This window comes from Mesorhizobium sp. M0910 (assembly GCF_040319465.1).
Classification (GTDB): Bacteria; Pseudomonadota; Alphaproteobacteria; order Rhizobiales; family Rhizobiaceae; genus Mesorhizobium.
The window spans coordinates 265679-287181 of record NZ_JAMYNZ010000004.1; the positions used below are offsets into that span (position 1 = coordinate 265679).

Sequence of the window (21503 nt, forward strand, 5' to 3'; positions counted from 1 at the left end):
GATCTTGTTCAGGATGTCGTTTCGCTGGTGTGCATGAGCACGTTCCTCATTTCCATGGCAATCTGGATCGGCGCGATGTGAGGCTTGAGCTCAAGGGCGGGCTCGATGCTGATGAGCGAAGGCCGCCTTCGCATATTGGCGCAGGCATTGGGCGAGTGTTTCAGCCGGCCTTGCGGGACATTTCGACAGGCGACACCGCGGCGGGCCCGAACACGTCCTCGAAAGCGGATTTCAGCGCCAGGTCGAGGTCGGCCATGGTTACGGGAAGGCCGAGGTCGACAAGGCTGGTGACGCCGTGATCCTGGACGCCGCACGGCACGATGCCGCTGAAATGGCTAAGGTCCGGCTCGACATTGATGGCGATGCCGTGAAAGCTCACCCAGCGCCTCAGCCTTATGCCGATGGCGGCGATCTTGTCCTCGGCCGCCGAGCCGTCGGGCAAAGCGGGGCGGTCCGGCCGAACCACCCAGACGCCGACGCGGTCCTCGCGGCGTTCGCCGCGTACGTTGAAGGCGGCCAGTGAGCCGATGATCCATTGTTCGAGAGCGGCGACGAAGGCGCGGACATCCTCGCGCCGCCGCTTCAGGTCGAGCATGACGTAGGCGACCCGCTGGCCTGGCCCATGATAGGTGTATTCGCCGCCACGCCCGGCGGCAAAGACCGGGAAGCGGTCCGGCTCGATCAGGTCCTCGACGCGGGCGCTGGTGCCGGCGGTGTAGAGCGGCGGGTGCTCGACCAGCCAGACCATCTCGCCGGCGGCGCCGCTGCGGATTGCCTCGGCTCGCGCCTCCATCAGGGCGAGCGCATCGGGATAGGCGGTGAGCCCAGGCTCGATGCGCCATTCGACCGGCGCCGAGCCGGGCAAGGGCAGGAACGACGTGGCGATCTGGCTGCGGTCCGTCATGATATCTCGTCTCGCCACTCATATGGCGGCAATCGGTACAAACGTCCAGTTCCGGCACGTTCGGCCCTTGAAGAGTTATGCCGATGTCCGGCCGATTATTGCTGGCCGCGCACTTGTTTCACCGGAAACGATTTGCTACACGCCGCGGGCCGGTTGGTTCCGGCTCCTACCACGTGCGGTCGTGGCGGAATTGGTAGACGCGCAGCGTTGAGGTCGCTGTGGGGCAACCCGTGGAAGTTCGAGTCTTCTCGACCGCACCAATCAGTCTTCTGGCTGTTCAGTCTTTGGCTGTGGAAGTTATTGCGATTTTTCAGGCTTGTCGCACAGCCGTGCAAATACGGCAAAAAGCCCACTGTCACCGTAATTTGTTAATTCGCGTCCTATGCCGTCTGTTCACTTTCCCGGACATCTGAGTTCACGGTTGGTGATGGGCATCGCAGCGAAAGCAAGCACCTTTGCGCTTGCCTTGAAGGCATCCTATTCTGGAGGGTAGCATCCGCTCGTAGGCATAGAATGTCGGTACTGCCTTTCTTAAGAATTTACGCGCCGCTCAACGCGGTGCTGGCTGCGACTGGGCTTGTGGCGGTGGCTGCGCTCACGACACCGGACATGTCCGGGCGAAGCAGACTGGCTTTGGCTGCCGTGCTCGCGGTCATTTGGGGCGTCTATCTCCTGGAATTGGCCGAGAAACTGCTCAAGCGCCGGGCGGGAGACGTTCGGGACAGGACGCCGGCAATCGCCATTGATATGCTCGCGGTTTTGGTTCCACTCGCCGCATTTCTGCTCGTCGGCACGCCCGATCGGAGCCTCTACTGTGCTGTCTGGCTGCTGAAACCGCTGCGCGATTCAACTTTCTTCCCGCTGCTGGGCAGAATCCTGACCAACGAAGCGCGCAACCTGATCGGCGTCGCCACGGTCTTCGGCATCGTTCTGTTCGGTGTTGCGCTCGCAGCCTATGTAATCGAGCGCGACGTCCAACCGCAAAAGTTCGGCAGCATCCCCCAGGCAATGTGGTGGGCGGTGGTCACGCTGTCCACCACCGGCTATGGCGACGCTATTCCGGAAAGCTTCGCCGGCCGCGTCCTTGCCGGGGCGGTCATGATGAGTGGCATCGGCATCTTCGCGCTCTGGGCTGGCATTCTTGCCACCGGCTTTTATCAAGAAGTCCGTCGCGAGGATTTCGTCCGCAATTGGCAATTGGTCGCCGCCGTGCCGTTGTTTCAGAAGCTCGGCCCGGCCACACTAGTCGAGATCGTGCGCGCATTACGACCTCGCAGCGTGCCGGCTGGCGCTGTGATCTGCCGCAAGGGCGAGACCGGTGATCAGATGTTCTTCGTCGTGGAGGGGCGCGTCAGCGTCGCGACGCCGAACCCGGTGGAGCTGGGCCCTGGCGCCTTCTTCGGCGAGATGGCGCTGATCACCGGCGAACCGCGCTCGGCGACCGTCAGCGCCACAACGGTGGTCTCACTCCTGTCGCTACACTCGGCGGATTTCCAGATGCTGTGCAGCAGCAGCCCGGAGATCGCAGAAATCATTCGCAAAACCGCGCTCGAGCGGCGCGGCGCGGCGCCTAAGGGTTGACCGCACTAGGTGTTTGTCAGGAGGAGGATGCGCTGCCAGGGCGGCCAATTGCCCGCCGACAGTGGCTGGCTGGAACTACATGCTCTGCCGCTGCCGAACCGCCCTCAATACAAATCGCCGCGGAATCGTAGAGAAATGCTTTAAAATCAACGCGGGAGGCGTTGCGGCGCTGCATCTCGACCGCACCATTAAATTCGAAAGCGGAATCTCTTCCTCGTTGAATTCTCGCACGGCGGGGAGCGTCCTTGTCGGGGCACGTGCTTTGTGCCTGATTGCGGTCGCGAGTTTGGCTTATGCGAACTGGCCATCGGCGGCCATGGCCATCCATCGACAAGCGCACATAGCTATTCGCGCACCAGGCGTCCGGTCGCCCACCAGATCACCGATACAACAACGATCGATGCGTAGCCGTCCACGGCATAGTGCCAGCCAGTGAACACCGATCCGTACAGGATCAGGGCTGCAAAGGTCCAACCCAGAACGCCAAGCCAGCGATTGATCGATGACAGCAAATAGGCGTTCAATACGGCAAAGGCGACATGCATGCTTGGCATGGCCGAGATGCCGCCGCCAAGACTTGGCCGGCCGCTCTGGTAAGCCATCAGGAGATATGCCGCGGGGTCCCGCACCATGTAACTATGGTCCAGCCTGTCCAGGGCCGCATTCAATCCGTGGAAGCGATCCACGCCGACAAAGTGGTGGTAGTAAACCGGTCCGACCGATGCCAGCGCCAGGGCCAAGACCGTTCCGAGGACGGACAACGTCAGCGCTGCTGCGCAGAGATAGCGGATGCGGGCAATCTCGTCCGACCAGAGCGACACGAAAAGGATGGTGCCGAACCACTGGTAAAACCAAATGACTTCATAGCTGTTGAAGACGACGGACGACCAATCGTTGCTGTCGAGCTTATGGACGATCTCCCATGGCGGCATCCCGTGCAGCCATTCGTCAGCGTCGGCCAACCAGTTGTCGGCATAGTATGGGACGACGGACGGGATGGCGATCTTGTAGGTAGAGAACGCGGTCAAGCTGGCAAAGAAGAACAGCAGCACCAGCAGACAACCACGCCAGCGCCCTTGAGCCAAATCCAGTGCGTAGCGAACCGGTTGCCGCCGGCCATGGATTAGCGCGGCACAGCAGACGCCACCGATAAACAACACCGGGATCCCAACAAGAAATTTGTGAGAATAGATTGAGGCAGACGTATAGAATACTTCTGGGTATAGTGCGGATGCGCCTAAAACATATGTCGCCATGAACAATGAGAGGCGCAATTGCCATATGGCGGAGGGCCTGTAGCGAGAGGCTTCCGTGGTTAGGGCCAAACCAATTTACCCGTTCTTAACGTTTCGCCGGAGAGACACATATACCGATAAGGTAAAAACCTTGCCGCCAGGTTTACTTTTCCCCGGTGGTCGACATTTGCCGCCGGCTCGCATGCGACGGATTGTTTCCCTGTAATCTTGCATCCGCATTTGCTGTCCAAGCCCCTGCGTGAAGGGATTGCCCCGGGGGCTGGAAACCGAACTGGTCGGTGCTTAACGCGGCCTGCCGCCTCCTGTTGACGTATCATAAGTTTTAGCTTATCATAAGTCATGATTTATGATTACGCAGGCATGGTGGCCTTGGCCGATCCGACACGCCGCAAGGTGTTCGAGCTCATCGCCGATCGGCCACGCTCGGTCATCGATCTGACGCGAGTGCTTCCGGTCTCGCAGCCGGCCGTATCGCAGCACCTCAAGGTTTTGAAGGAAGCCCGGCTGGTCCGCGCAGAGCCGAAAGGTGCCAGCAACATCTATCATCTCGACCCGCATGGACTTGGCGAGATGCGCGCCTGGCTCGACCGCATGTGGGGCGATGCGCTCGACGCCTTCAAACGGGAAGTCGACAACAGCAAGGAGAAGAGGAAATGACGACCATGATCAAGCCCGCGCCGGTCAGGAAGTCGGTGACCGTGGAGGTGCCGCTCGACAAGGCATTCGATGTGTTCACCACAGGATTCGGGCGCTGGTGGCCGGCTTCGCACTCGATCGGCAAATCCGCCCTGACGACCGCGGTGATCGAACCGAAAGCCGGCGGCCGCTGGTACGAGATTGGCGAGGATGGGTCACAATGCGATTGGGGCGAGGTTCTCGCCTGGGATCCGCCGTCCAGGCTGACGCTCGCCTGGCGCATTGGAGCCGGCTGGCGCTACGATCCGGCACTGCTGACCGAAGTCGAGATCCGCTTTGTCGCGCTCGGTGAGAACGCGACGCGTGTGGAACTCGAGCACAGGCTTCTGGAGAACATGGGCGAAACCGCAGAGGCGATGCGCGAGGCCTTCGAATCCGAGGGTGGCTGGAGCGGTCTCCTGGACCGCTATGCGGCCGAGGCGAAGCGCCACGCCGCCTGATCGGGAAGCCTTCCAGTCCAATACCAGCGAGGCCCTCGCACTGCCGGCCTCGCCGTTTTGAATCAGTGTCGATCTCCCCATCTGGTTGACCGGGCGGGGAGATACGCTGCCCTTTACCTGGCGCCGCAAAGGTTTTGCAGCGCCGCAGGTTTGTAGAACGTCCTCTCCTCCTACCATCCGGTATGCGTTGCGTCGTTTGGACGCGCGAACGGCGCTGTAGCAATTTGCCGTTGCGCATGGTCCTTTCGCAAAATCGATTCCGATTGTCAGGGTCATGCGTTAGACCTGACAGGCACCTTATCCGGAAATCCGATGGCGGGAGGCGCTGGTGGAAGGCCAGGACGAACAGATGACCGGCGCCAGGGCCGCCGAGGAGCGCCGCGCCGACATCTATGACGAGGACGGCGTCATCCTGTCGTCGTTCCTCGCCCAGATCGGGGCCGCGATCGCCGATCGCGATACGCTGACGCTGAAGCGTGAAGTCGACGATCTGCACCAGTCGGAACTCGGCCACCTGCTCGAGGCGCTGCATCCGGAACAGCGACGCGCGCTGGTCGAATTGCTGGGCAAGGATTTCGATTTTTCCGCGCTGACCGAGGTTGACGAGGCGATCCGCCGCGACATCGTTGACAGTCTGCCCAATGCGCAGATCGCCCAGGCGGTGCAGGATCTCGATTCCGACGATGCCGTCTACATTCTCGAAGACCTCGACCAGGAGGACCAGGACGAGATCCTGTCGCAACTGCCGTTCACCGAGCGGATCAGGCTGCGGCGCTCGCTCGATTATCCCGAAGAGACCGCCGGCCGCCGCATGCAGACGGAGTTCGTCGCGGTGCCGCCCTTCTGGACGATCGGCCAGACGATTGACTACATGCGCGAGGACAACAATCTTCCCGACCGTTTCAGCCAGATCTTCGTCATCGATCCGAGCTTCAAGCTGCTCGGCGCCATCGACCTCGACCAGATCCTGCGTACCAAGCGCTCGGTCAAGGTCGAAGAGGTCATGCATGAGACCAGGCATGCCATCCCGGCCACCATGGACCAGGAGGAGGCGGCGCGCGAATTCGAACAATACGATCTTCTGTCCGCCGCCGTCGTCGACGAGAACGAGCGGCTGGTCGGCGTGCTGACCATCGACGACGTCGTCGACGTCATCCAGCAGGAGGCCGAGGAAGATCTGCTGCGCATGGGCGGCGTCGGTGACGAAGAACTCTCGGACAGCATCTTTTCGACCTCGCGCTCGCGCGTGCCCTGGCTGCTGGTCAATCTTTTGACGGCTTTCCTGGCGGCTTCGGTGATCGGCCTGTTCGACCGCACCATCGAGCATATCGTGGCGCTGGCGGTGCTGATGCCGATCGTCGCCGGCATGGGCGGCAATGCCGGCTCGCAGACCATGACCGTCACGGTGCGGGCGCTGGCGACCAGGGACCTCGACATCTACAATGCCGGCCGCATCATCCGCCGCGAGATCGGGGTGGGCTTCATCAACGGCATCATTTTCGCCATCCTGATCGGCCTCGTGGCTGCTGCCTGGTTCCACGATCGCAATCTCGGCGGCATCATTGCGGCTGCGATGATCATCAACATGTTCGTGGCGGCTCTGGCAGGCATCCTTATCCCGCTGCTGCTCGACCGCTTCAAGATCGATCCGGCTGTGGCTTCGGCGGTTTTCGTCACCACGGTCACCGATGTCGTCGGTTTCTTTGCCTTTCTCGGGCTCGCCACATGGTGGTTCGGCGTGCGCTGAACGGCACCTCAATTGACTTTTACGTAAATGCCGTGCGAGGCTTTGGAAAGCGCCTTGTCCGCCGATTCTGGTACGCGCCTGAGCGCCGGCGGCGCCGGCCAGTTGGAACTCGCGGCGTGGTCGGGGCATTGGAGTGACGATGCGGGAATATTATTCGATCACGGAACTGACCCGGGAATTCGACGTGTCGACGCGGACGTTGCGCTTCTACGAGGATGAAGGGCTGGTGCAGCCGGTAAGGCGCGGCCGCACCCGGCTGTTCCGGCCATCGGACCGGCATCTGATCCGCCAGATCATGCGGGGAAAAAGGCTCGGCTTCTCGATCAACGAGATCCGCGAAATCATCCAGATGTACAGGGAGCCGCCCGGCGAGGTCGGCCAACTCAAATTGATGATCAAGCGAATCGAGGAAAAGCGTGAGCATTTGCGCCAGAAACGCCGCGACCTCGAAGAGACCCTGGCCGAACTCGACCAAGCCGAGGAATCCTGCGTCGAGCGGCTGGTGGAACTCGGCGTCACCACATAGGCGCGGTGTCAGCCTCGGCTCAAATCCAGCGCCGCACCCTTTTGGCGTAGTCCCGGTACTTTTTGCCGAATTTGGCGGTCAGCACCTTCTCCTCGCTCTCGATCGTCAGCTTCTGCGTCAAGAACGCCGCGATGACCGCCAGCGGCAGGAACCAGGCGATCCCCGTGACAAAGGCGAGGCTGACCAGCAGCAATGTGTTGGCGAGGTAGATCGGGTTGCGGCTGACGGCGAAGGGTCCGGTGGTCACCAGATGGTCAGGCACGCCGTTCGGGTTGAGCGTCGTCTTGGCGCGGATCATGGTGCGAATTGCCGTGAACCAGAGCGCGGCAACCGCCACCAACCCCACAAGGCCGGCGGCGAACAGGATGTCGCCGAGAAGATCGCCGATCCACGGCAGCGGATAGAACAGCCCTAGCGCGACGCTGACGATGATGGCGGCGATATAGATCAGCGGCGGCCATGGGATGTGCCCCAGCTTCGGCTGCCCAGGATTTTGCTGCACGGGTTTCGGGTGACTGTCGCTCATTATTGTCCTCCCTCGATTAGCGCGTTCCCAGTTCCGCCGCCTCGGCTTGGGCGGTGCAGGTGCCGGCGAGCTCGCCAATATGCGCCTTCCACTCCAGGGACTGGTCGTTGCTGTAGAGCCGGTCAAGCGAGGCTTCGCCCTGGAGAGTGTCCAGCATGCAGGCACAATAGCTGGAGCAGAACTCGGTGTCGCGTGCCTGCTCGCAGGATATCTGGCAGGATTTCAGAAAACTCACCTCCCTGGTTTCGGCCGGCGCCGGCATGAATTGCGAAAACAGCCAGACCGAGCCGATCAGCACAGGCTGATGGATCAAATAGAAGGCAAGGCTGTGCCGGCCGATGAAGACCAGCGGGTTTGCCCAGCGGCCGGGCGCCAAGGCCGACAGCCGCGTCAGTGCGCCGGAGGTGGCGGCGAGCTTGGTAACCGCGATGCCGGCAAGTACGGCGCCGAACCAGGGCAGCAGCGGAACGTAGTCATTGGAGCGCGGGTTGGTCGCCGACAGGCCGACCCACCACAAAGCCGGATGATCGAAAAGCTCGGATCGCAAGTAGAAAGGCGCGGCGATAACGAGGGCCGCCACGGCAAGCGTCAGCAGCGCCGGCAGCCGCAGGAACGCCAGGCCGAGCAAGCTGGCGAGCGCGATCTCGTGCAATATGCCGAAGAAGATGAAGCCGTCGGGCGTGGCGATGCGGGTGACCAGCGATATTGCGAGCGCTGCCCCGGCAACCATGGCGAAGCGCTTCCAGAAGCCGGTCCAGCGGATTTTTTTGCCATGGGCGAGATAGAGGCTGATGCCGACCAGGAACAGGAAGCTCGAGGCGATGCAGCGCGCGTAGATTTTCCACCAGCCGAAGGCGGTGAGGCCGGGATCGGTGTAGCCGAAGAATTCGAGGTCCCAGGTGAAATGATAGCTCGCCATGGCAAGCAATGCGATGCCGCGTGCAATGTCGATAGCGGCGATGCGCTTCGACTTCGGTTGATCCTGAACGGCTGCGCTCGGCGTGTCGATGCTCATTGGTCTCGCTGTCTTGGTTCAGCCCCGGCAAGACGACTATCACGGTTGCCACCGTCAAAAGAAGCAGGGCCTTGCTTTGCGTTGGTGACGGCGGCATCAGGGCTGCTTTAGGCCAGAGCCGGAAAGCCTTTGGCCGGCTTCGCTTTTTGCCGTGAAGGCGTCGGTTTCATGTTACGCGGCCAGGAATCGCCGCGGCAGATTTGTGCTCCAACCCTGCTTCGGGCGATTCGGCTTCGGGGAACACAATGGCTACCCATGTGCGCCATCCGATCTGGCTTGCGGCCTTGCGGCCGGCGGATGCCCGCACCTTCGCCTCGCTCTATGCGGTCGAATCCTTCGCGCGCGCCACCGTGTCCAGCGTCATCCCGATCCAGGCCTATGAGATACTGCACAACGAGCAGATTGTTTCGATCCTCTACACGATCGTGGCGATGCTCGGCCTGTCGGCGACGCTGTTCATGCCGATGCTGATCGCCCGCTTTGCCCGGCGCTGGGTCTATACCGCCGGCGCCTGCCTGCTGGCCGCCGGCTCGCTGTTCTTCGTCACCCATACGCTGGCTGGCCAGGTGGTCGGCATGCTCTGCCGCATCGTCGGCGCCGGCGCGCTGGCGATCACGCTCAACCTTTACATCATGGACCATATCCGCAAGACCGATTTCATGCAGGCCGAGTCGCTGCGCATGGCGTGGTCGATGCTTGCCTGGACCACCGGGCCGACCCTCGGAATTTACCTCTACACGCGTTTCGGCATCTATGCCGCGCATGGCGCGGTGGCCGTCTTCGCCATGGCTTTACTGGCGCTGTTCTGGACTTACCGGCTTGGCGATAACCCGTCGATCCGCCCCGGCAAGACGCGGCCGGTCAATCCGCTGGCCAATATCGGCCGCTTCGTCGCGCAGCCAAGGCTGAGGCTGGCCTGGCTGATCGCTTTCGGCCGCTCCTGCTTCTGGACGACGTTCTTCGTCTATGGGCCGCTGTTCATGGTGATCACCGGCGAGGGCAAGCTCGCCGGCGGCCTCTTGGTTTCGGCCGGCAATGCGCTTTTGTTCATGGCCATCTTCTGGGGCAGGGCAGGAAAGCGTTTCGGCGGCCGGCGCACCATGACGTTCGCCTATTTCGCGATGTCGGCAACGCTGCTGGCGGCCGGCGCCGTCGGCGAGGCCGCACCGCTCATCACCGGCGCCTTGCTGCTTTGCGGTGCCTTCTTCACCATCGCGCTCGATGCGCTGGGCTCGACCGCCTTCATGCGCTCGGTGCGCTCGTATGAGCGGGCACAGATGGCGGCGGTCTACCGCACCTATCTCGACTTTTCCGAGCTGACGCCGCCGCTGGTCTATTCCGTGGTGCTGGCGTTCTTCGGCCTGGGCGCGGTTTTCGCGACACTCGGCCTGCTGGCGGCGATCTGCGGCTTCGTCACCTGGCGCTATCTGCCCAAATCGCTTTGATGTTCGAGCGCCGCATGGCGCTCGAACACCCAATTGTGGAAGCGGTGCAGTGCCGCATCGAACGCAGGCCGTTCTGTTTGACCGCGCAGATCGCGACGTCTGCGGCGCCAGTTCTCCGGTTTGGCGAGGCGGCGCATTCGCCACACGATCCGGCGGAATTTGGTTTGCCGGGCGCGGCGATTCTGCCTATAGTCGCTGATGTCGTCGGTTCCGTTTGGAACCAAGAGGGAATGCGGTGCGGGCGAAATTGTTTGCCCAATGCCGTGGCTGCCCCCGCAACTGTGTGCGGTAGTCCTCTCCATATGCCACTGAAGGTTCGCCTTCGGGAAGGTGGGGAAGGGTGCTGATCCGCGAGCCAGGAGACCTGCCGGCGACAGGAAACTGACTTCTATGCCCTCGGGTGGAGGGCGAAAGGACAAGACATGAATACCGCTTCCGTTTCGCTCGGCGCTTCCGCCTCCTCGCAGTCGCGTCTCATGCAGCTGGCGCTTGCTGCATTCCTCGGCATTTTCGTCATGGGCTTTGTCGGCTTCTCGCATATCGATGCGGTCCATAATGCCGCGCATGACTATCGCCACTCGATGGGCTTTCCCTGCCACTGACAAGGGGCTGACATCATGACACTGTTTCGCAACGTCGTGTTCATCGCGGCGATCGCAGGGCTTGTGGCCGGCGTCGTTCTCGCCTGCATGCAGGCCTACGCCACCGTGCCGCTCATCCTGAAAGCGGAAGTCTACGAACAGGCCGGCGGCGGCCATGACCATGCCGCGGCACCTGCGGCACCGGCCGAAAACGCAGCGGGCACGATGGCTATGAGCAGCGCCGCGCCGGCACCGGCTGAAGCAATGGCTCCGGCTGAAGACGAAGGCTGGGCGCCGGCCGACGGCTTCGAGCGCTTTGGCTTCAGCGTCGTTGCCAATATCGTCACCGGCATTGGCTTCGCACTGGTCCTGGTCGCGGTTTCGGAATTCGCCGGCGGCATCGGCAATTGGCGCCAGGGCCTGTTCTGGGGGCTTGCCGGCTTTGCCGTGTTCACGCTGGCGCCCGGCCTCGGCCTGGCGCCGGAACTGCCGGCGATGCCGGCGGCCGACCTTGTCCAACGCCAGATCTGGTGGTGGGCAACAGTGGTGGCGACAGCGGCCGGTCTCGGCCTTATCGCCTTCCGCAGATCGCTGCCGCTGGCGATCCTTGCCGTGGCGTTGATCGTTGCGCCGCATATTGTCGGCGCGCCGCAGCCCGACAGTTTCGAGACGGCGATCCCGGAAGGCCTGCATCATCAGTTCGTGGTGGCGGTGACGCTGACCAATCTGGTGTTCTGGCTGGTGCTCGGTATGGTCGTCGGGCTGGTGCGCGGACGCTTCACCGGCGCGGCAACCAGCCTGCGCGACAGCTTTGCCTGACCGCGCTGCCGGGGCGCTGACCCTGGTCATCGGCGGTGCGCGCTCCGGCAAGAGCGCGCATGCCGAGAGGCTGGTGAGCGCCTGTCCGGCGCCGTGGAGCTATATCGCCACAGCGCAAGCCTATGACGAGGAGATGCGTCAGCGCATCGCGCTGCACCGCTCGCGGCGAGGCGATGGCTGGACGACCATCGAGGCGCCGCTCGACCTTGCCGGCGCGATCGAGGCACTGCCCGACGGCCAGCCGGTGCTGATCGACTGCCTGACGCTGTGGCTGACCAACCATATGCTGGCCGACCATGATGTCGAGGCCGAATGCCAAAGGCTGGCCGATGTGCTGTCGCGGCCGCGTGGCCCGTGGTTCGTGGTGTCCAACGAGGTCGGCCAGGGCATCGTGCCGGACAATGCGCTGGCAAGACGGTTTCGCGATGCCGCCGGCCGGCTGAACCAGGACGTCGCGGCGGTCGCCGGCACCGTGCTTTTGATGGTGGCGGGGCTGCCGCTCAAGGTGAAATGACATGGCTGATACTATCGATCCCAAGACCATTGAACAGGGGGACGAGGAACGCCACCGCGCCAAGATGGCCAAGCGCAAGGCGGTGCAGGACGCCGAGGTTGCAGCCAAGACGGTCGAGAAGGGGCTGTTGATCGTCAACACCGGGCCGGGCAAGGGCAAGACCACGGCCGCCTTCGGTCTGGCGCTCAGGATGCTCGGCTACGGCAAGCGTGTCGGCGTCGTCCAGTTCATCAAGGGCAAATGGCACACCGGCGAGAAGGACGCCTTTGCCGCCTTCGGCGACCGTGTCCTCTGGCACGCCATGGGCGAGGGCTTTACGTGGGAGACGCAGGACCTGAAACGCGACATCGCGGCGGCCGAGGCCGCCTGGGCGAAGGCGCTCGAGCTGATGGCCGAGCCGTCGATCAGCCTGGTGGTGCTCGACGAGTTGAACATCGCGCTGCGTTACGACTATCTCGACCTCGAAAAGGTGGTCGCGGCGCTGAAGTCACGCCGCGAAGGCCTGCATATCGTCGTCACCGGCCGCAACGCCAAGCCGGCACTGGTCGAGGCGGCCGACCTGGTCACCGAGATGGCCGTGACCAAGCACCACTTCTCCGCCGGCGTGAAGGCGCAGCAGGGGATTGAGTTCTGAGGGGTGTTGCTGGTTTGTCAAGGTCAGCGCTGCCCCTCATCGCCTGCCGGCGACTTCTCCCCGTGAAGGACGGGGACAAGGAGCTAGCCGCAACGCTGGCGATCTCCCTCTCCCTGTCTTTTCACGGGGAGCTAAGGCTGAGGGGCAGCGCCGACCTGAACCGATTATTTGAGGCGTTGCCCTATTTTGTTCTTGCTTTGTGCCGGCAGCTATGCTATTAATTTCGCTATGGTGCTAATTGGCTCCAACGACCCGCCGCTTGGCGGGTTTTTTGTTTCCGTCGATCTCGAGCGCAGGTCACGCCAAGATAACAACCACTGCGACCACCCCGAACAGCGCAATCAGCAGCAAGTCGGCGACCTGGTAGAGTTTCAGCGCCCGTCGGACGTCGGTGCTCTCGACATCGTCGCGGCGGCCGCCCTCGCCCATCAACGCGTCTTCGACCATCACGCCGTCGTAGGAACGGGGGCCGGCGAGCGCCAGGCCGAGCGCGCCGGCCATCGCTGCCTCCGGCCAGCCGGCATTGGGCGAGCGGTGTTTTTTCGCATCGCGCCGCACGGCGTGCCAGGCGGCTTTGGCGTCGGCGCCCTTGACCAGGAAAGCCGCAAGCACGATCAGCAGCGCCGTCAGCCGCGACGCCGGCAGGTTGATCCAGTCGTCGAAGCGCGCAGCCGCCCAGCCGAAGGCTTCGTGGCGCGGCGTGCGGTGGCCGATCATCGAATCGGCGGTGTTTGCGGCCTTGTAGGCGACGCCGCCGGCGAGCCCGCCAATACCGATCCAGAAGGCCGGCGCGACGACGCCGTCGGAGAAATTCTCGGCAAGACTTTCGATCGCTGCGCGGCAGACAGCGGCCCTGTCGAGCTTTTCCGGATCGCGGCCGACGATCCTGGAGACGGCGATGCGGCCCATGTCCAGTCCGCCGCTGTCGAGTGCGTCGGCCACCGCTTCGACATGCTCGGCCAGGCTCTTCTGCGACAGCAGCGACGTCGCCAGGATTGCGGTGACCAACAAGCCGAAGGGAATGCTCCAAAGCATGACTTCGATCCAGAAGGCGAGGGCGGCCGGCACCAGCACGATCACCAGCAGCGCGACGACGCCCCAGCGGCGACGGTCGGCGTCGGAATCAGTGGCGCGGTTGAGCCTGCGGTCGAGAAAGGATATCAGCCTGCCGAACCAGGTGACGGGATGGCCAATGGCATCGAAGAGCCGGGCCGGGTAGCCGAGTACAAGTTCGATGGCCAGCGACAGGAAAGTGATCAGGATCGACATGAAGTCTCTTGATGGGGTGACGGCGGCAGTGGACCACGGCGGAAGCCTTGGCCGGGCGAGGGCGCTTTTCCCTCACGCGCCGCTGCCTTTCGTCGACCTCTCGACCGGGATCAATCCGCACTCCTACCCGCTTTTCGATTTGCCCGCCACCGCCCTGTCGCGATTGCCGGAAACGGCGCGCAGCCGCGACTTGGCTGAAGTCGCGGCAAGCGCCTATGGCGCGCCGTCGGCGGCGAACGTCGCGGCGGCGCCCGGCACGCAAATCCTGTTGCCGCGCGTCGCTTCGCTGGTCAGCCCGGGCAAGGTGCTGGTGCTCGGGCCGACTTATGCCGAGCATCGGCGGGCAGCAGCGATCGCCGGCCACGCGGCGGCTGAAGTCGATAATTTCGAAGCCCTGGCGGCGGCCAACCTTGCGATCGTCGTCAATCCAAACAACCCGGACGGGCGCGTCGTCGAGCGCGAAAGATTGCTTCGACTTGCCCGGGCATTACGCGCCAGAGGCGGGCTGCTGGTCGTCGACGAGGCCTTCATGGATGTCGGCCCGCGCAGCGAGAGCCTGGCCGGCGACGTCGACCAGGGCGGCATCGTCGTGCTGCGCTCGTTCGGCAAGTTCTTCGGCCTGGCCGGCCTGCGGCTTGGGTTTGCATTGGCCGACGCGCTGATGGTCGAGCGGCTGGAGGCGCAATTCGGGCCATGGGCGGTTGCCGGGCCGGCGCTCGAATATGGCATAAGGGCGCTTGCCGACACCGGCTGGCAGGCCGGGATGCGGCGCCGTCTGGCCGAGGACGCCGCACGGCTCGACACGCTGTTCGGCCGCTTCGGCGTGCCTGTCGCCGGTGGCACCACGCTGTTCCGCTATCTCAGGCTGGCGAACGCTGCCGGCCTGTTTTCGGCGCTTGGCCAGCGCGGCATCCTGCTTCGGCATTTCGCCGATCGTCCGGATGTGCTGCGCGCCGGCCTGCCGGGAGCCGACGAAGAATGGCGGCGGCTCGAATCCGCACTTGCCGGCTGGGCCTCGCGGCGCGACGATGATGCCAAGGGAGAAACGACCCAATGATCCATGTCTGCTCGCTGTCCAAAGTCGAGGAAACGGTAGCGAAGACCGGCGCCGGGCGGCTGCTTTCGCTGCTCGCCGCCGGAACGGAGGTGGTGCGACCGGCCTCGATCACCAGGGAAAACCATCTGCATCTGGTCATGCACGACATTGCGGTGGCGCAGGAGGGCATGACCATGCCGGGCGAGGAGCACGTTGTGACCCTGCTCGATTTCGCCCGCCAATGGGATCGCTCGCGCCCGCTGGTGGTGCATTGCCATGCCGGCATCAGCCGCTCGACCGCCTCGGCCTATATCATCGCGGCAGCGCTGGCGCCGAAGCGCGACGAGGCCGAGTTGGCCGAGACTCTGCGCAGGCTGTCGCCGACGGCGACACCCAATCCGCGGCTGATCGCGATCGCCGACACGCTGCTCGATCGCAGGGGCCGAATGATCGAAGCGATCCAGGCGATCGGGCGCGGCGCGGATGCTTTCGAAGGCACACCGTTCGAATTGAAAATCTGAGCCTAAAAACAAGTTCCAGGAAAGAGCGCAGGAGTTCTAGGACACAGCCAAGGAGCGAATGATGATCGGGAGAATTTTGGCAATCGTTGTTGGCGTGGTCTGCACGACAGGCAGCGCCATGGCCGCCTCCATGCCGGCTCTCAAGTCGATCGACCTGGCAGCGCTCCAAGCCACTGTCGAGCGTTTGGCCAAGGAACTTATGCTGCCCGGTGCTATGGTTTTGCTCAAGACTCCGCGGGGCAACCTCGTCTTCGGCTACGGTACGACTGAACTGGGTGCCACGAACCCGCCGCGCGCCGATACCCACTTCCGTGCGGCCTCGAACACCAAGACGATGACCGCCGCTGTTATCGTGCAACTGGTGCAGGAACGGAAACTGAGCTTCGCCGATCTGATCTCGAAATACGTCCAGCGCGTTCTCAACGGCGACGAGATAACCATTCGACAGCTCATAACAATGCGGAGCGGCCTCCCTAACTTCACAAATGCGCCGGAACTTGCCGAAAGCCTGGACAAGTATCCTTACAGGGTATGGACCGCCGATGAAGTACTCGGTATGGCGTTCAAACGGCCGCCGGACTTCGCGCCGGGTGCCGAATTCGAGTACAACAACACCAACTACTATCTGCTCGGCCTTGTTGCCGAGAAGATCGACGGCAAGCCGCTCTCGACCATCTTCCGGGACCGCTTGTTCGGGCCGCTCGGCATGAAGAACACGGCGTTGCCGCCGAGCACGTCGAACGCCATCCCCGAACCATACTCAAACGGTTACCTCTACGGCAGTACGTCGTACGCCCTGGCTGATGCGCCCTATCCGGACGACCTCCAGGCTGCGGCCAGGGCCGGAACGCTCAAGCCCAACGACGACACATGGCAGAACCCGTCCGCCTACTTTGCGGCTGGCGGAGTCATCTCCACCGCCGATGACCTCGCGACGTGGATGCGCGCGCTGGTCGGGGGCAAGCTCTTCAATGCCGACTTCCAGCGGCAGTGGCTTGCAAGCCCTGTGGCGCCGGAGCCGGGCGAACCCGCCATGCAAAAATACGGCTATGGCATCCTAACGCTGACCTTCGGGCCTAACGTAATCTACTATCACGAAGGCGAGATGCCCGGTTACCAGTCCTTCATGGGCTACGATCCGGCCAATGACGTCACCCTGGTCATATGGACCAACCTGACTCTCGCGCTCGACGGCCAGGCGACCGCCAACACCTTGATGGTGAAGATACTGGACGAAATCTACACGGTGTCGCCGCTTCAAGAGGGGAAGTGAGGATCCTCGCGCGCGAATGGAATCGCCCCTCGTGAGCGAGGCCTGAGCTGGTGGGATCAAACACCTACGCCAGCCAATCCGCCAGCTTGGCCTTGCGCATGTCCCTCACCAAGCCGATGAAGCCGTCGGCCTGATGCTCGGCGGTGAGCCGGCCTTTTTCGGCGGTGGCAATGCTGGCGTCGCCGACCACGCCATTCGGGTTGAGATCGCTGGCGATCCAGGCGAAGGCGTGCGTTCCGGTGTGGCGCAGCAGCGAAAATTCCTTTTCGGCGCGGGCAACCTTGGACACGAAATTGTCGGCCTTGGCCATATCGACGAGGTCGGACCGGAAATGCAGCATCAGCGAGGTCTCGACGTCGCCGCCATGAATGCCGTGGCGGTCTTCGAGATCGGTGTACATACCGGCCGGCCGGCCAAAGCGCTGCCAGCTGGTCTTTAACGCCAGCATCTTTGCCCGCACACGCAATTCGCGCGTGACGATGCCCATGATCTCTTCATTGCCGCCATGCGAGTTGACGACAATCAGTTTTCGGACGCCGGCGCGCGCGACCGACAGGCCGAGTTCGGTCCATGCCTCGACCAAGGTCGTCGCCGGCAAAGTGAGGGTGCCGGGCGCATGCAGGTGCTCGTTCGACTTGCCTACCGCCTGCACCGGCAGGATGCGGATGTCGAGATCGCCGGGCAGGCGGGCGATCACCGTTTCCAGCATACCGTTCATGATCGAGGTGTCGGTCGAAACCGGCAGATGCGGCCCGTGCTGCTCGATCGCTGCCAGCGGCAGAACGGCAATGGTCGCCTCAGGATCGATGGTCGCGTATTCGGTGGTCCGGTAGTCACCCCACCATACGCGCTTTTTTGTTCCGGCCATTTTGAACCTCGAAGAGACTGAATGGGCGTTTGCGCTGCCCCTCACCCTTAGCCTCTCCCCGTGAAGGACGGGGGAGAGGGCGATCGCCAGCGTTCCGGCTAGCCCTGTCCCCGTCACTACACGGGGAGAAGGTGCCGGCAGGCGGATGAGGGGCAGCGCCAACCTTTGTCGTGTAACTTGAGATCATCGGCCTGTCGATTCCAGCCGCTGGCCAGCGCCTGCTCAACCCGCAGCGATGACCTCGATCTCGACCTTGAATTCCGGCCGGGCAAAACCGGAAACGACCATCAGCGTCGAAGCCGGCGCAGGGCTGGCGAACAGCCGGTCGCGAACTTCCATATAGGGGCGCAGGAAGGCGCGGTCGGTGACGTAGGCGTTGATGCGGACGATGTCGGACAGGCTGAGCCCGGCCTCGCCGAGAATCGCCGATATATTCTGGAAACAGAGCTCGGCCTGCGCGCCGGCGTCTTCCGGGATCTGGTCGTCCGCTGTGATCGCAACTTGGCCCGAACACAGCACCAGCCGCTTGCCGGGTGGCAACTCGACGCCGTGGCTGTAGCGGGCGAAGGGCGGCTTGATCGACTTCGGCGTGAGAAATTTGAACATGGCAATCTCCGTTCACGGCAGCCTATCGCATCGGCCCGAAAATCGAGATCGATTTTCGGAAAGCACGATGCGACAGGATACGAAGTTTTAGAGCGTACTTTGTGCGTCCAAGTGGACGCACGTCGCTCTAATGCGGGATCGATGCGGGCATCAAGATGGCGGTGCATGTCACGAGGGCGATTGTGGACAGGCGATCAAAAAATAGGCACGATGCCTTTCGTACAGCATGACCCGTCCGGCCTTCGCGCCGCCATTGCACAGGCGGGCATTGCACAAGCGGGCGGTCCCGGCGCAACGCGCCGGTGGCATGTGTCTTGCTTCTTGAAACAATGGTGTCGAGCCCGCCGCGTAATGCGCCGGAGCGAACAAAGGGTGGTGTGGATGTACGGAAAACTGAAGATTTCGGCCGGCGCGATCGTGCTGCTTGGCGCAGGCACGCTTGCTGCGGCAGCGAACGAAAAAGTCACCTTCGGCACCAATTGGTTGGCCGAGCCGGAGCATGGCGGTTACTACCAGGCGGTGGCGGATGGCACCTATGCGGCCTGCGGCATCGACGTGACGATCATGCAGGGCGGCCCACAGGTCAGCGGCCGGCCGCTGCTGCTGGCCGGCAAGATCGATTTCTACATGGGCGGCAATTTGCTGTCGGCCTTCGATGCCGTGCAGCAAGGCATACCGATGCGCGTCGTGGCCGCCGACTTCCAGAAGGACCCGCAGGTCATCATGTCCCATCCCGGCCAGGAGCTGGACAAATGGGAAGACCTGAAGAACGCCGACCAGTACATCCTCGGCGACGAAGGTGCGCAGACCTTCTTCCAGTGGATGGTCACCGACCTTGGCTTCGATGCCGCCAAGCGCGTGCCATACACCTTCAACCCTGCGCCGTTCATCGCCAACAAGAAGTCGATCCAGCAGGGTTACGTCACCTCGGAGCCATTCGCCGTTCAGAAGCAGGGCGGTTTCACGCCGAACCAGTTCCTGCTGGCCGACTATGGCTGGGACACATATGCAACGACGGTCGAGACCATGCAGGAGACGATCGACAAGCGGCCCGAGGTGGTCCAGTGCTTCGTCGATGGTTCGGCCAAGGGCTGGTACAATTATCTCTACGGCGACAACAAGGCCGCCAACGAAATGATCAAGAAGGAAAATCCGGACATGACGGATGAGCAGATCGCCTTCTCGATCGAGCAGTTGAAGAAGTTCGGCGTGGTCGATTCCGGCGACAGCGAAAAGCTCGGCATCGGCGCCATGACCGACGCGCGCATCCAGAGTTTTTACGACAAGATGGTCAAGGCGAAGGTCGCGCCGGCGGGCATCGACATCAAGAAGGCCTACACGCTTTCCTTCGTCAACAAGGGCGTCGGGCTCGACCTGAAGAAGTAGACCGTGAAGCTGGAGAAAGTGGCGCAACAGCCAGGAAGTGTACCGGGGCCGACGCTGTTGGCGCTGCGTGGCGTCGGCAAGGTTTTTTCCAACGGCGTCACCGCGCTCAGCAATGTCGAGCTGACGATCCGGGAAGGCGACTTCCTCAGCCTGCTCGGCCCGTCCGGCTGCGGCAAATCGACGGCGCTGCGGCTGATTGCCGGCCTGTCGACGCCGACCTCGGGCCTGCTCGACTGGCGCGGCAGCGGCGCCCGCGATCGTTCGAATATCGGCGACCGTTCGAATATCGGCTTCGTCTTCCAGGAGCCGACGCTGCTGCCCTGGGCCGACGTCTTCGACAATGTCTGGCTGCCGCTGCGGCTGAAGGGCGTGTCGCGGGCCAAGGCGGCACCGACGGTGATGGAGATGCTGGCACGGGTTCACCTGACCGGCTTCGAGAAGGCGGTGCCGCGCGAACTGTCGGGCGGCATGAAGATGCGCGTCTCGATCGCCCGCGCCATGGTGACCAAGCCGCGGATTCTGTTGATGGACGAGCCGTTCGCGGCACTCGACGAGATCACCCGCTTCAAGCTCAACAATGACCTTCTGGAGCTATGGCAGGATGAGCATTTCACCGTCGTTTTCGTCACCCACAGCGTCTTCGAAAGCGTTTTCCTCTCCAACCGCGTCGTCGTCATGGCGGCGCGGCCGGGCCGAGTGTTCGCGGAGCTTGCCGTCGACGCGCCCTATCCGCGCGACGAGGCGTTTCGCACCTCGCCCGACTATGCCGCGCTCTGCCGCCAGGCATCCGACGTGCTGATCGGCGCCATCAACTCAACTGCCGGACCGCATCATGACGGCCATTGAAGAACCAGTCCTGGCGCTCGACCCGGAGGAGGCGCGCCGCGTCCGCCAGGAGCGCTTCGAGCGCATCGGCAGATGGCTGCTGCCGCTGGCCATCATGATCCTGGCGATCTGGCTGTGGGACCGTGTCTGCGTCTGGAACGACGTCCCGAAATACATCCTGCCGCGTCCCGGCGTGGTGCTGCAGACGTTGCATGACGATGCCGGGCTGCTGTTCTCCTCGCTGCTGGTGACACTCAGGATCACCTTCTTGAGCCTGCTTCTCGCCGTCATCGGCGGCGTCGGGCTGGCGGTGCTGTTCGCTCAGTCGAAATGGGTGGAGATGTCGTTCTTTCCGTTCGCCATCGTGCTGCAGGTGACGCCGATCGTCGCGATCTTTCCGCTGATCAACATCTATGTCGACAACCAGACGACAAAGCTTTTGCTTTGCGCCTGGATCGTCGCCTTCTTCCCAATCCTTTCCAACACCACGCTCGGCCTCAATTCGGTCGACCGCAATCTGCGCGACATGTTCAAGCTCAACGGTGCGACCCGCTGGCAGCAATTGCGCTATCTGCGGCTGCCGGCGGCGATGCCTTATTTCCTCGGCGGGCTGAAGATCGCCGGCGGGCTGTCGCTGATCGGCGCGGTGGTGGCCGAGTTCGTCGCCGGCGCCACCGGCCAGTCGTCTGGCCTCGCCTCGCGCATCATCGAGGCCGGCTACCGGCTCAACGCACCAAGGCTGTTCGCCGCGCTGATCCTGATCTCGCTCACCGGCATCCTGATCTTCCTGGTTCTGTCGCTTGTATCGCATCTCATTTTGCGGCGCTGGCACGAGAGCGCACTGAGGCAGGAGCGGTAGGCATGGTCGGCGCCGTTACCCCCCTCTGTCCTGCCGGACATCTCCCTCTCAAGGGGGGAGATTGGACCTCATTTCGGATTTCGCCAATTACTGACGTGGCAAGGCGCGTGCCCCGGTTGAAGCTGCCGATCTCCCCCCTTGAGCGGGAGATGTCCGGCAGGACAGAGGGGAGTGCG

23 protein-coding genes, 1 tRNA gene and 1 riboswitch are annotated in these 21503 nt (G+C 63.0%); of the genes, 17 read left to right on the forward strand and 7 right to left on the reverse strand.

Going from position 1 to position 21503, the window contains the following annotated elements; translation table 11 throughout:
* Nucleotides 1-160: 160 nt before the first annotated feature.
* Nucleotides 161-904: a lipoyl(octanoyl) transferase LipB gene (gene lipB, locus NKH78_RS12260; RefSeq protein WP_352738715.1), complete on the reverse strand. Its 744-nt coding sequence runs from the start codon at nt 902-904 to the stop codon at nt 161-163.
* 175 nt (nt 905-1079) lie between these two features.
* On the opposite strand from lipB, the gene NKH78_RS12265 reads away from it, so the two are divergent.
* A tRNA-Leu gene (locus NKH78_RS12265) sits at nt 1080-1164 on the forward strand.
* A gap of 253 nt (nt 1165-1417) precedes the next feature.
* Complete coding sequence (locus NKH78_RS12270) at nt 1418-2485, forward strand: cyclic nucleotide-gated potassium channel (protein ID WP_352505710.1); 1068 nt, start codon at nt 1418-1420, stop codon at nt 2483-2485.
* A 344-nt stretch (nt 2486-2829) separates the two neighbouring features.
* Here NKH78_RS12270 and NKH78_RS12275 read toward each other — a convergent pair whose 3' ends face one another.
* Nucleotides 2830-3645, reverse strand: coding sequence for a phosphatase PAP2 family protein (locus NKH78_RS12275; protein WP_352703661.1), 816 nt, complete (start codon nt 3643-3645; stop codon nt 2830-2832).
* A gap of 435 nt (nt 3646-4080) precedes the next feature.
* On the opposite strand from NKH78_RS12275, the gene NKH78_RS12280 reads away from it, so the two are divergent.
* The 4 genes from NKH78_RS12280 to NKH78_RS12295 all read left to right on the forward strand — a co-directional run bounded on the left by NKH78_RS12280 (nt 4081) and on the right by NKH78_RS12295 (nt 7150).
* A complete protein-coding gene (locus tag NKH78_RS12280) occupies nt 4081-4398 on the forward strand; it encodes an ArsR/SmtB family transcription factor (RefSeq protein ID WP_023676569.1) in 318 nt (105 codons plus the stop codon).
* Nucleotides 4395-4877: an SRPBCC family protein gene (locus NKH78_RS12285; RefSeq protein ID WP_254818127.1), complete on the forward strand. Its 483-nt coding sequence runs from the start codon at nt 4395-4397 to the stop codon at nt 4875-4877. Before NKH78_RS12280 ends, NKH78_RS12285 begins: the two co-directional genes overlap by 4 nt.
* A gap of 349 nt (nt 4878-5226) precedes the next feature.
* Nucleotides 5227-6624 (forward strand): magnesium transporter, encoded by a 1398-nt coding sequence (mgtE, locus tag NKH78_RS12290; RefSeq protein WP_502894205.1) that lies wholly within the window; start codon nt 5227-5229, stop codon nt 6622-6624.
* A 139-nt stretch (nt 6625-6763) separates the two neighbouring features.
* Nucleotides 6764-7150 (forward strand): MerR family transcriptional regulator, encoded by a 387-nt coding sequence (locus NKH78_RS12295; RefSeq protein WP_254818129.1) that lies wholly within the window; start codon nt 6764-6766, stop codon nt 7148-7150.
* A gap of 19 nt (nt 7151-7169) precedes the next feature.
* Here the strand turns inward: NKH78_RS12295 and NKH78_RS12300 are convergent, their stop codons facing one another.
* Both NKH78_RS12300 and NKH78_RS12305 read right to left on the reverse strand, forming a co-directional pair.
* A complete protein-coding gene (locus NKH78_RS12300; RefSeq protein ID WP_352454650.1) occupies nt 7170-7676 on the reverse strand; it encodes a methyltransferase family protein in 507 nt (168 codons plus the stop codon).
* Between the two features lie 16 nt (nt 7677-7692).
* The gene (locus NKH78_RS12305; RefSeq protein ID WP_352505713.1) at nt 7693-8691 is read right to left on the reverse strand and encodes a heparan-alpha-glucosaminide N-acetyltransferase; all 999 of its coding nucleotides are present in this window, start codon (nt 8689-8691) and stop codon (nt 7693-7695) included.
* 245 nt (nt 8692-8936) lie between these two features.
* On the opposite strand from NKH78_RS12305, the gene NKH78_RS12310 reads away from it, so the two are divergent.
* The 5 genes from NKH78_RS12310 (at nt 8937) to cobO (ending at nt 12684) form a co-directional block, all read left to right on the forward strand.
* On the forward strand, nt 8937-10136 hold the full coding sequence (locus NKH78_RS12310; protein ID WP_352505714.1) for an MFS transporter: 1200 nt from the start codon (nt 8937-8939) through the stop codon (nt 10134-10136).
* Nucleotides 10137-10324: 188 nt separating this feature from the next.
* Nucleotides 10325-10522, forward strand: a riboswitch (cobalamin riboswitch).
* A gap of 36 nt (nt 10523-10558) precedes the next feature.
* Nucleotides 10559-10738, forward strand: coding sequence for a CbtB domain-containing protein (locus NKH78_RS12315; RefSeq protein WP_023676561.1), 180 nt, complete (start codon nt 10559-10561; stop codon nt 10736-10738).
* A gap of 15 nt (nt 10739-10753) precedes the next feature.
* Entirely contained in the window at nt 10754-11536 is a 783-nt protein-coding gene (locus tag NKH78_RS12320) for a CbtA family protein (RefSeq protein ID WP_352505716.1), read from the forward strand.
* Nucleotides 11529-12050 carry a bifunctional adenosylcobinamide kinase/adenosylcobinamide-phosphate guanylyltransferase gene (cobU, locus tag NKH78_RS12325; protein ID WP_352505717.1) on the forward strand — a complete coding sequence of 174 codons (522 nt, stop codon included), beginning with the start codon at nt 11529-11531 and terminating at the stop codon, nt 12048-12050. The genes NKH78_RS12320 and cobU overlap by 8 nt, the downstream gene beginning before the upstream one ends.
* Nucleotide 12051: 1 nt before the next feature.
* On the forward strand, nt 12052-12684 hold the full coding sequence (cobO, locus tag NKH78_RS12330; protein WP_352477569.1) for a cob(I)yrinic acid a,c-diamide adenosyltransferase: 633 nt from the start codon (nt 12052-12054) through the stop codon (nt 12682-12684).
* A gap of 297 nt (nt 12685-12981) precedes the next feature.
* On the opposite strand, the gene cbiB is transcribed toward cobO, so the two are convergent.
* Nucleotides 12982-13953 (reverse strand): adenosylcobinamide-phosphate synthase CbiB, encoded by a 972-nt coding sequence (cbiB, locus tag NKH78_RS12335; RefSeq protein ID WP_352505718.1) that lies wholly within the window; start codon nt 13951-13953, stop codon nt 12982-12984.
* Here cbiB and cobD point away from each other — a divergent pair.
* The 3 genes from cobD (at nt 13952) to NKH78_RS12350 (ending at nt 16783) form a co-directional block, all read left to right on the forward strand.
* Nucleotides 13952-15010, forward strand: a complete 1059-nt coding sequence (gene cobD, locus NKH78_RS12340) for a threonine-phosphate decarboxylase CobD (RefSeq protein ID WP_352505719.1) — start codon at nt 13952-13954, stop codon at nt 15008-15010. The genes cbiB and cobD overlap by 2 nt on opposite strands.
* A complete protein-coding gene (locus tag NKH78_RS12345; RefSeq protein WP_352505720.1) occupies nt 15007-15510 on the forward strand; it encodes a tyrosine phosphatase family protein in 504 nt (167 codons plus the stop codon). Before cobD ends, NKH78_RS12345 begins: the two co-directional genes overlap by 4 nt.
* Before the next feature lie 61 nt (nt 15511-15571).
* A complete protein-coding gene (locus tag NKH78_RS12350; RefSeq protein WP_352777492.1) occupies nt 15572-16783 on the forward strand; it encodes a serine hydrolase domain-containing protein in 1212 nt (403 codons plus the stop codon).
* Nucleotides 16784-16847: 64 nt separating this feature from the next.
* Here NKH78_RS12350 and NKH78_RS12355 read toward each other — a convergent pair whose 3' ends face one another.
* Together NKH78_RS12355 and NKH78_RS12360 are read right to left on the reverse strand one after the other, a co-directional pair.
* Nucleotides 16848-17651, reverse strand: a complete 804-nt coding sequence (locus NKH78_RS12355; RefSeq protein ID WP_352505723.1) for a creatininase family protein — start codon at nt 17649-17651, stop codon at nt 16848-16850.
* 222 nt (nt 17652-17873) lie between these two features.
* The gene (locus NKH78_RS12360; RefSeq protein ID WP_352505724.1) at nt 17874-18257 is read right to left on the reverse strand and encodes a RidA family protein; all 384 of its coding nucleotides are present in this window, start codon (nt 18255-18257) and stop codon (nt 17874-17876) included.
* A gap of 381 nt (nt 18258-18638) precedes the next feature.
* Here NKH78_RS12360 and NKH78_RS12365 point away from each other — a divergent pair, with 381 nt between their 5' ends.
* Genes NKH78_RS12365 through NKH78_RS12375 form a run of 3 tightly spaced genes read left to right on the forward strand, consistent with a single transcriptional unit; the run spans nt 18639 to nt 21327 of the window.
* Nucleotides 18639-19643 (forward strand): ABC transporter substrate-binding protein, encoded by a 1005-nt coding sequence (locus tag NKH78_RS12365; protein ID WP_352505725.1) that lies wholly within the window; start codon nt 18639-18641, stop codon nt 19641-19643.
* A 3-nt stretch (nt 19644-19646) separates the two neighbouring features.
* Nucleotides 19647-20489, forward strand: a complete 843-nt coding sequence (locus NKH78_RS12370) for an ABC transporter ATP-binding protein (protein ID WP_352505726.1) — start codon at nt 19647-19649, stop codon at nt 20487-20489.
* The gene (locus NKH78_RS12375; protein WP_352505727.1) at nt 20476-21327 is read left to right on the forward strand and encodes an ABC transporter permease; all 852 of its coding nucleotides are present in this window, start codon (nt 20476-20478) and stop codon (nt 21325-21327) included. The genes NKH78_RS12370 and NKH78_RS12375 overlap by 14 nt, the downstream gene beginning before the upstream one ends.
* Nucleotides 21328-21503 lie beyond the last annotated feature (176 nt).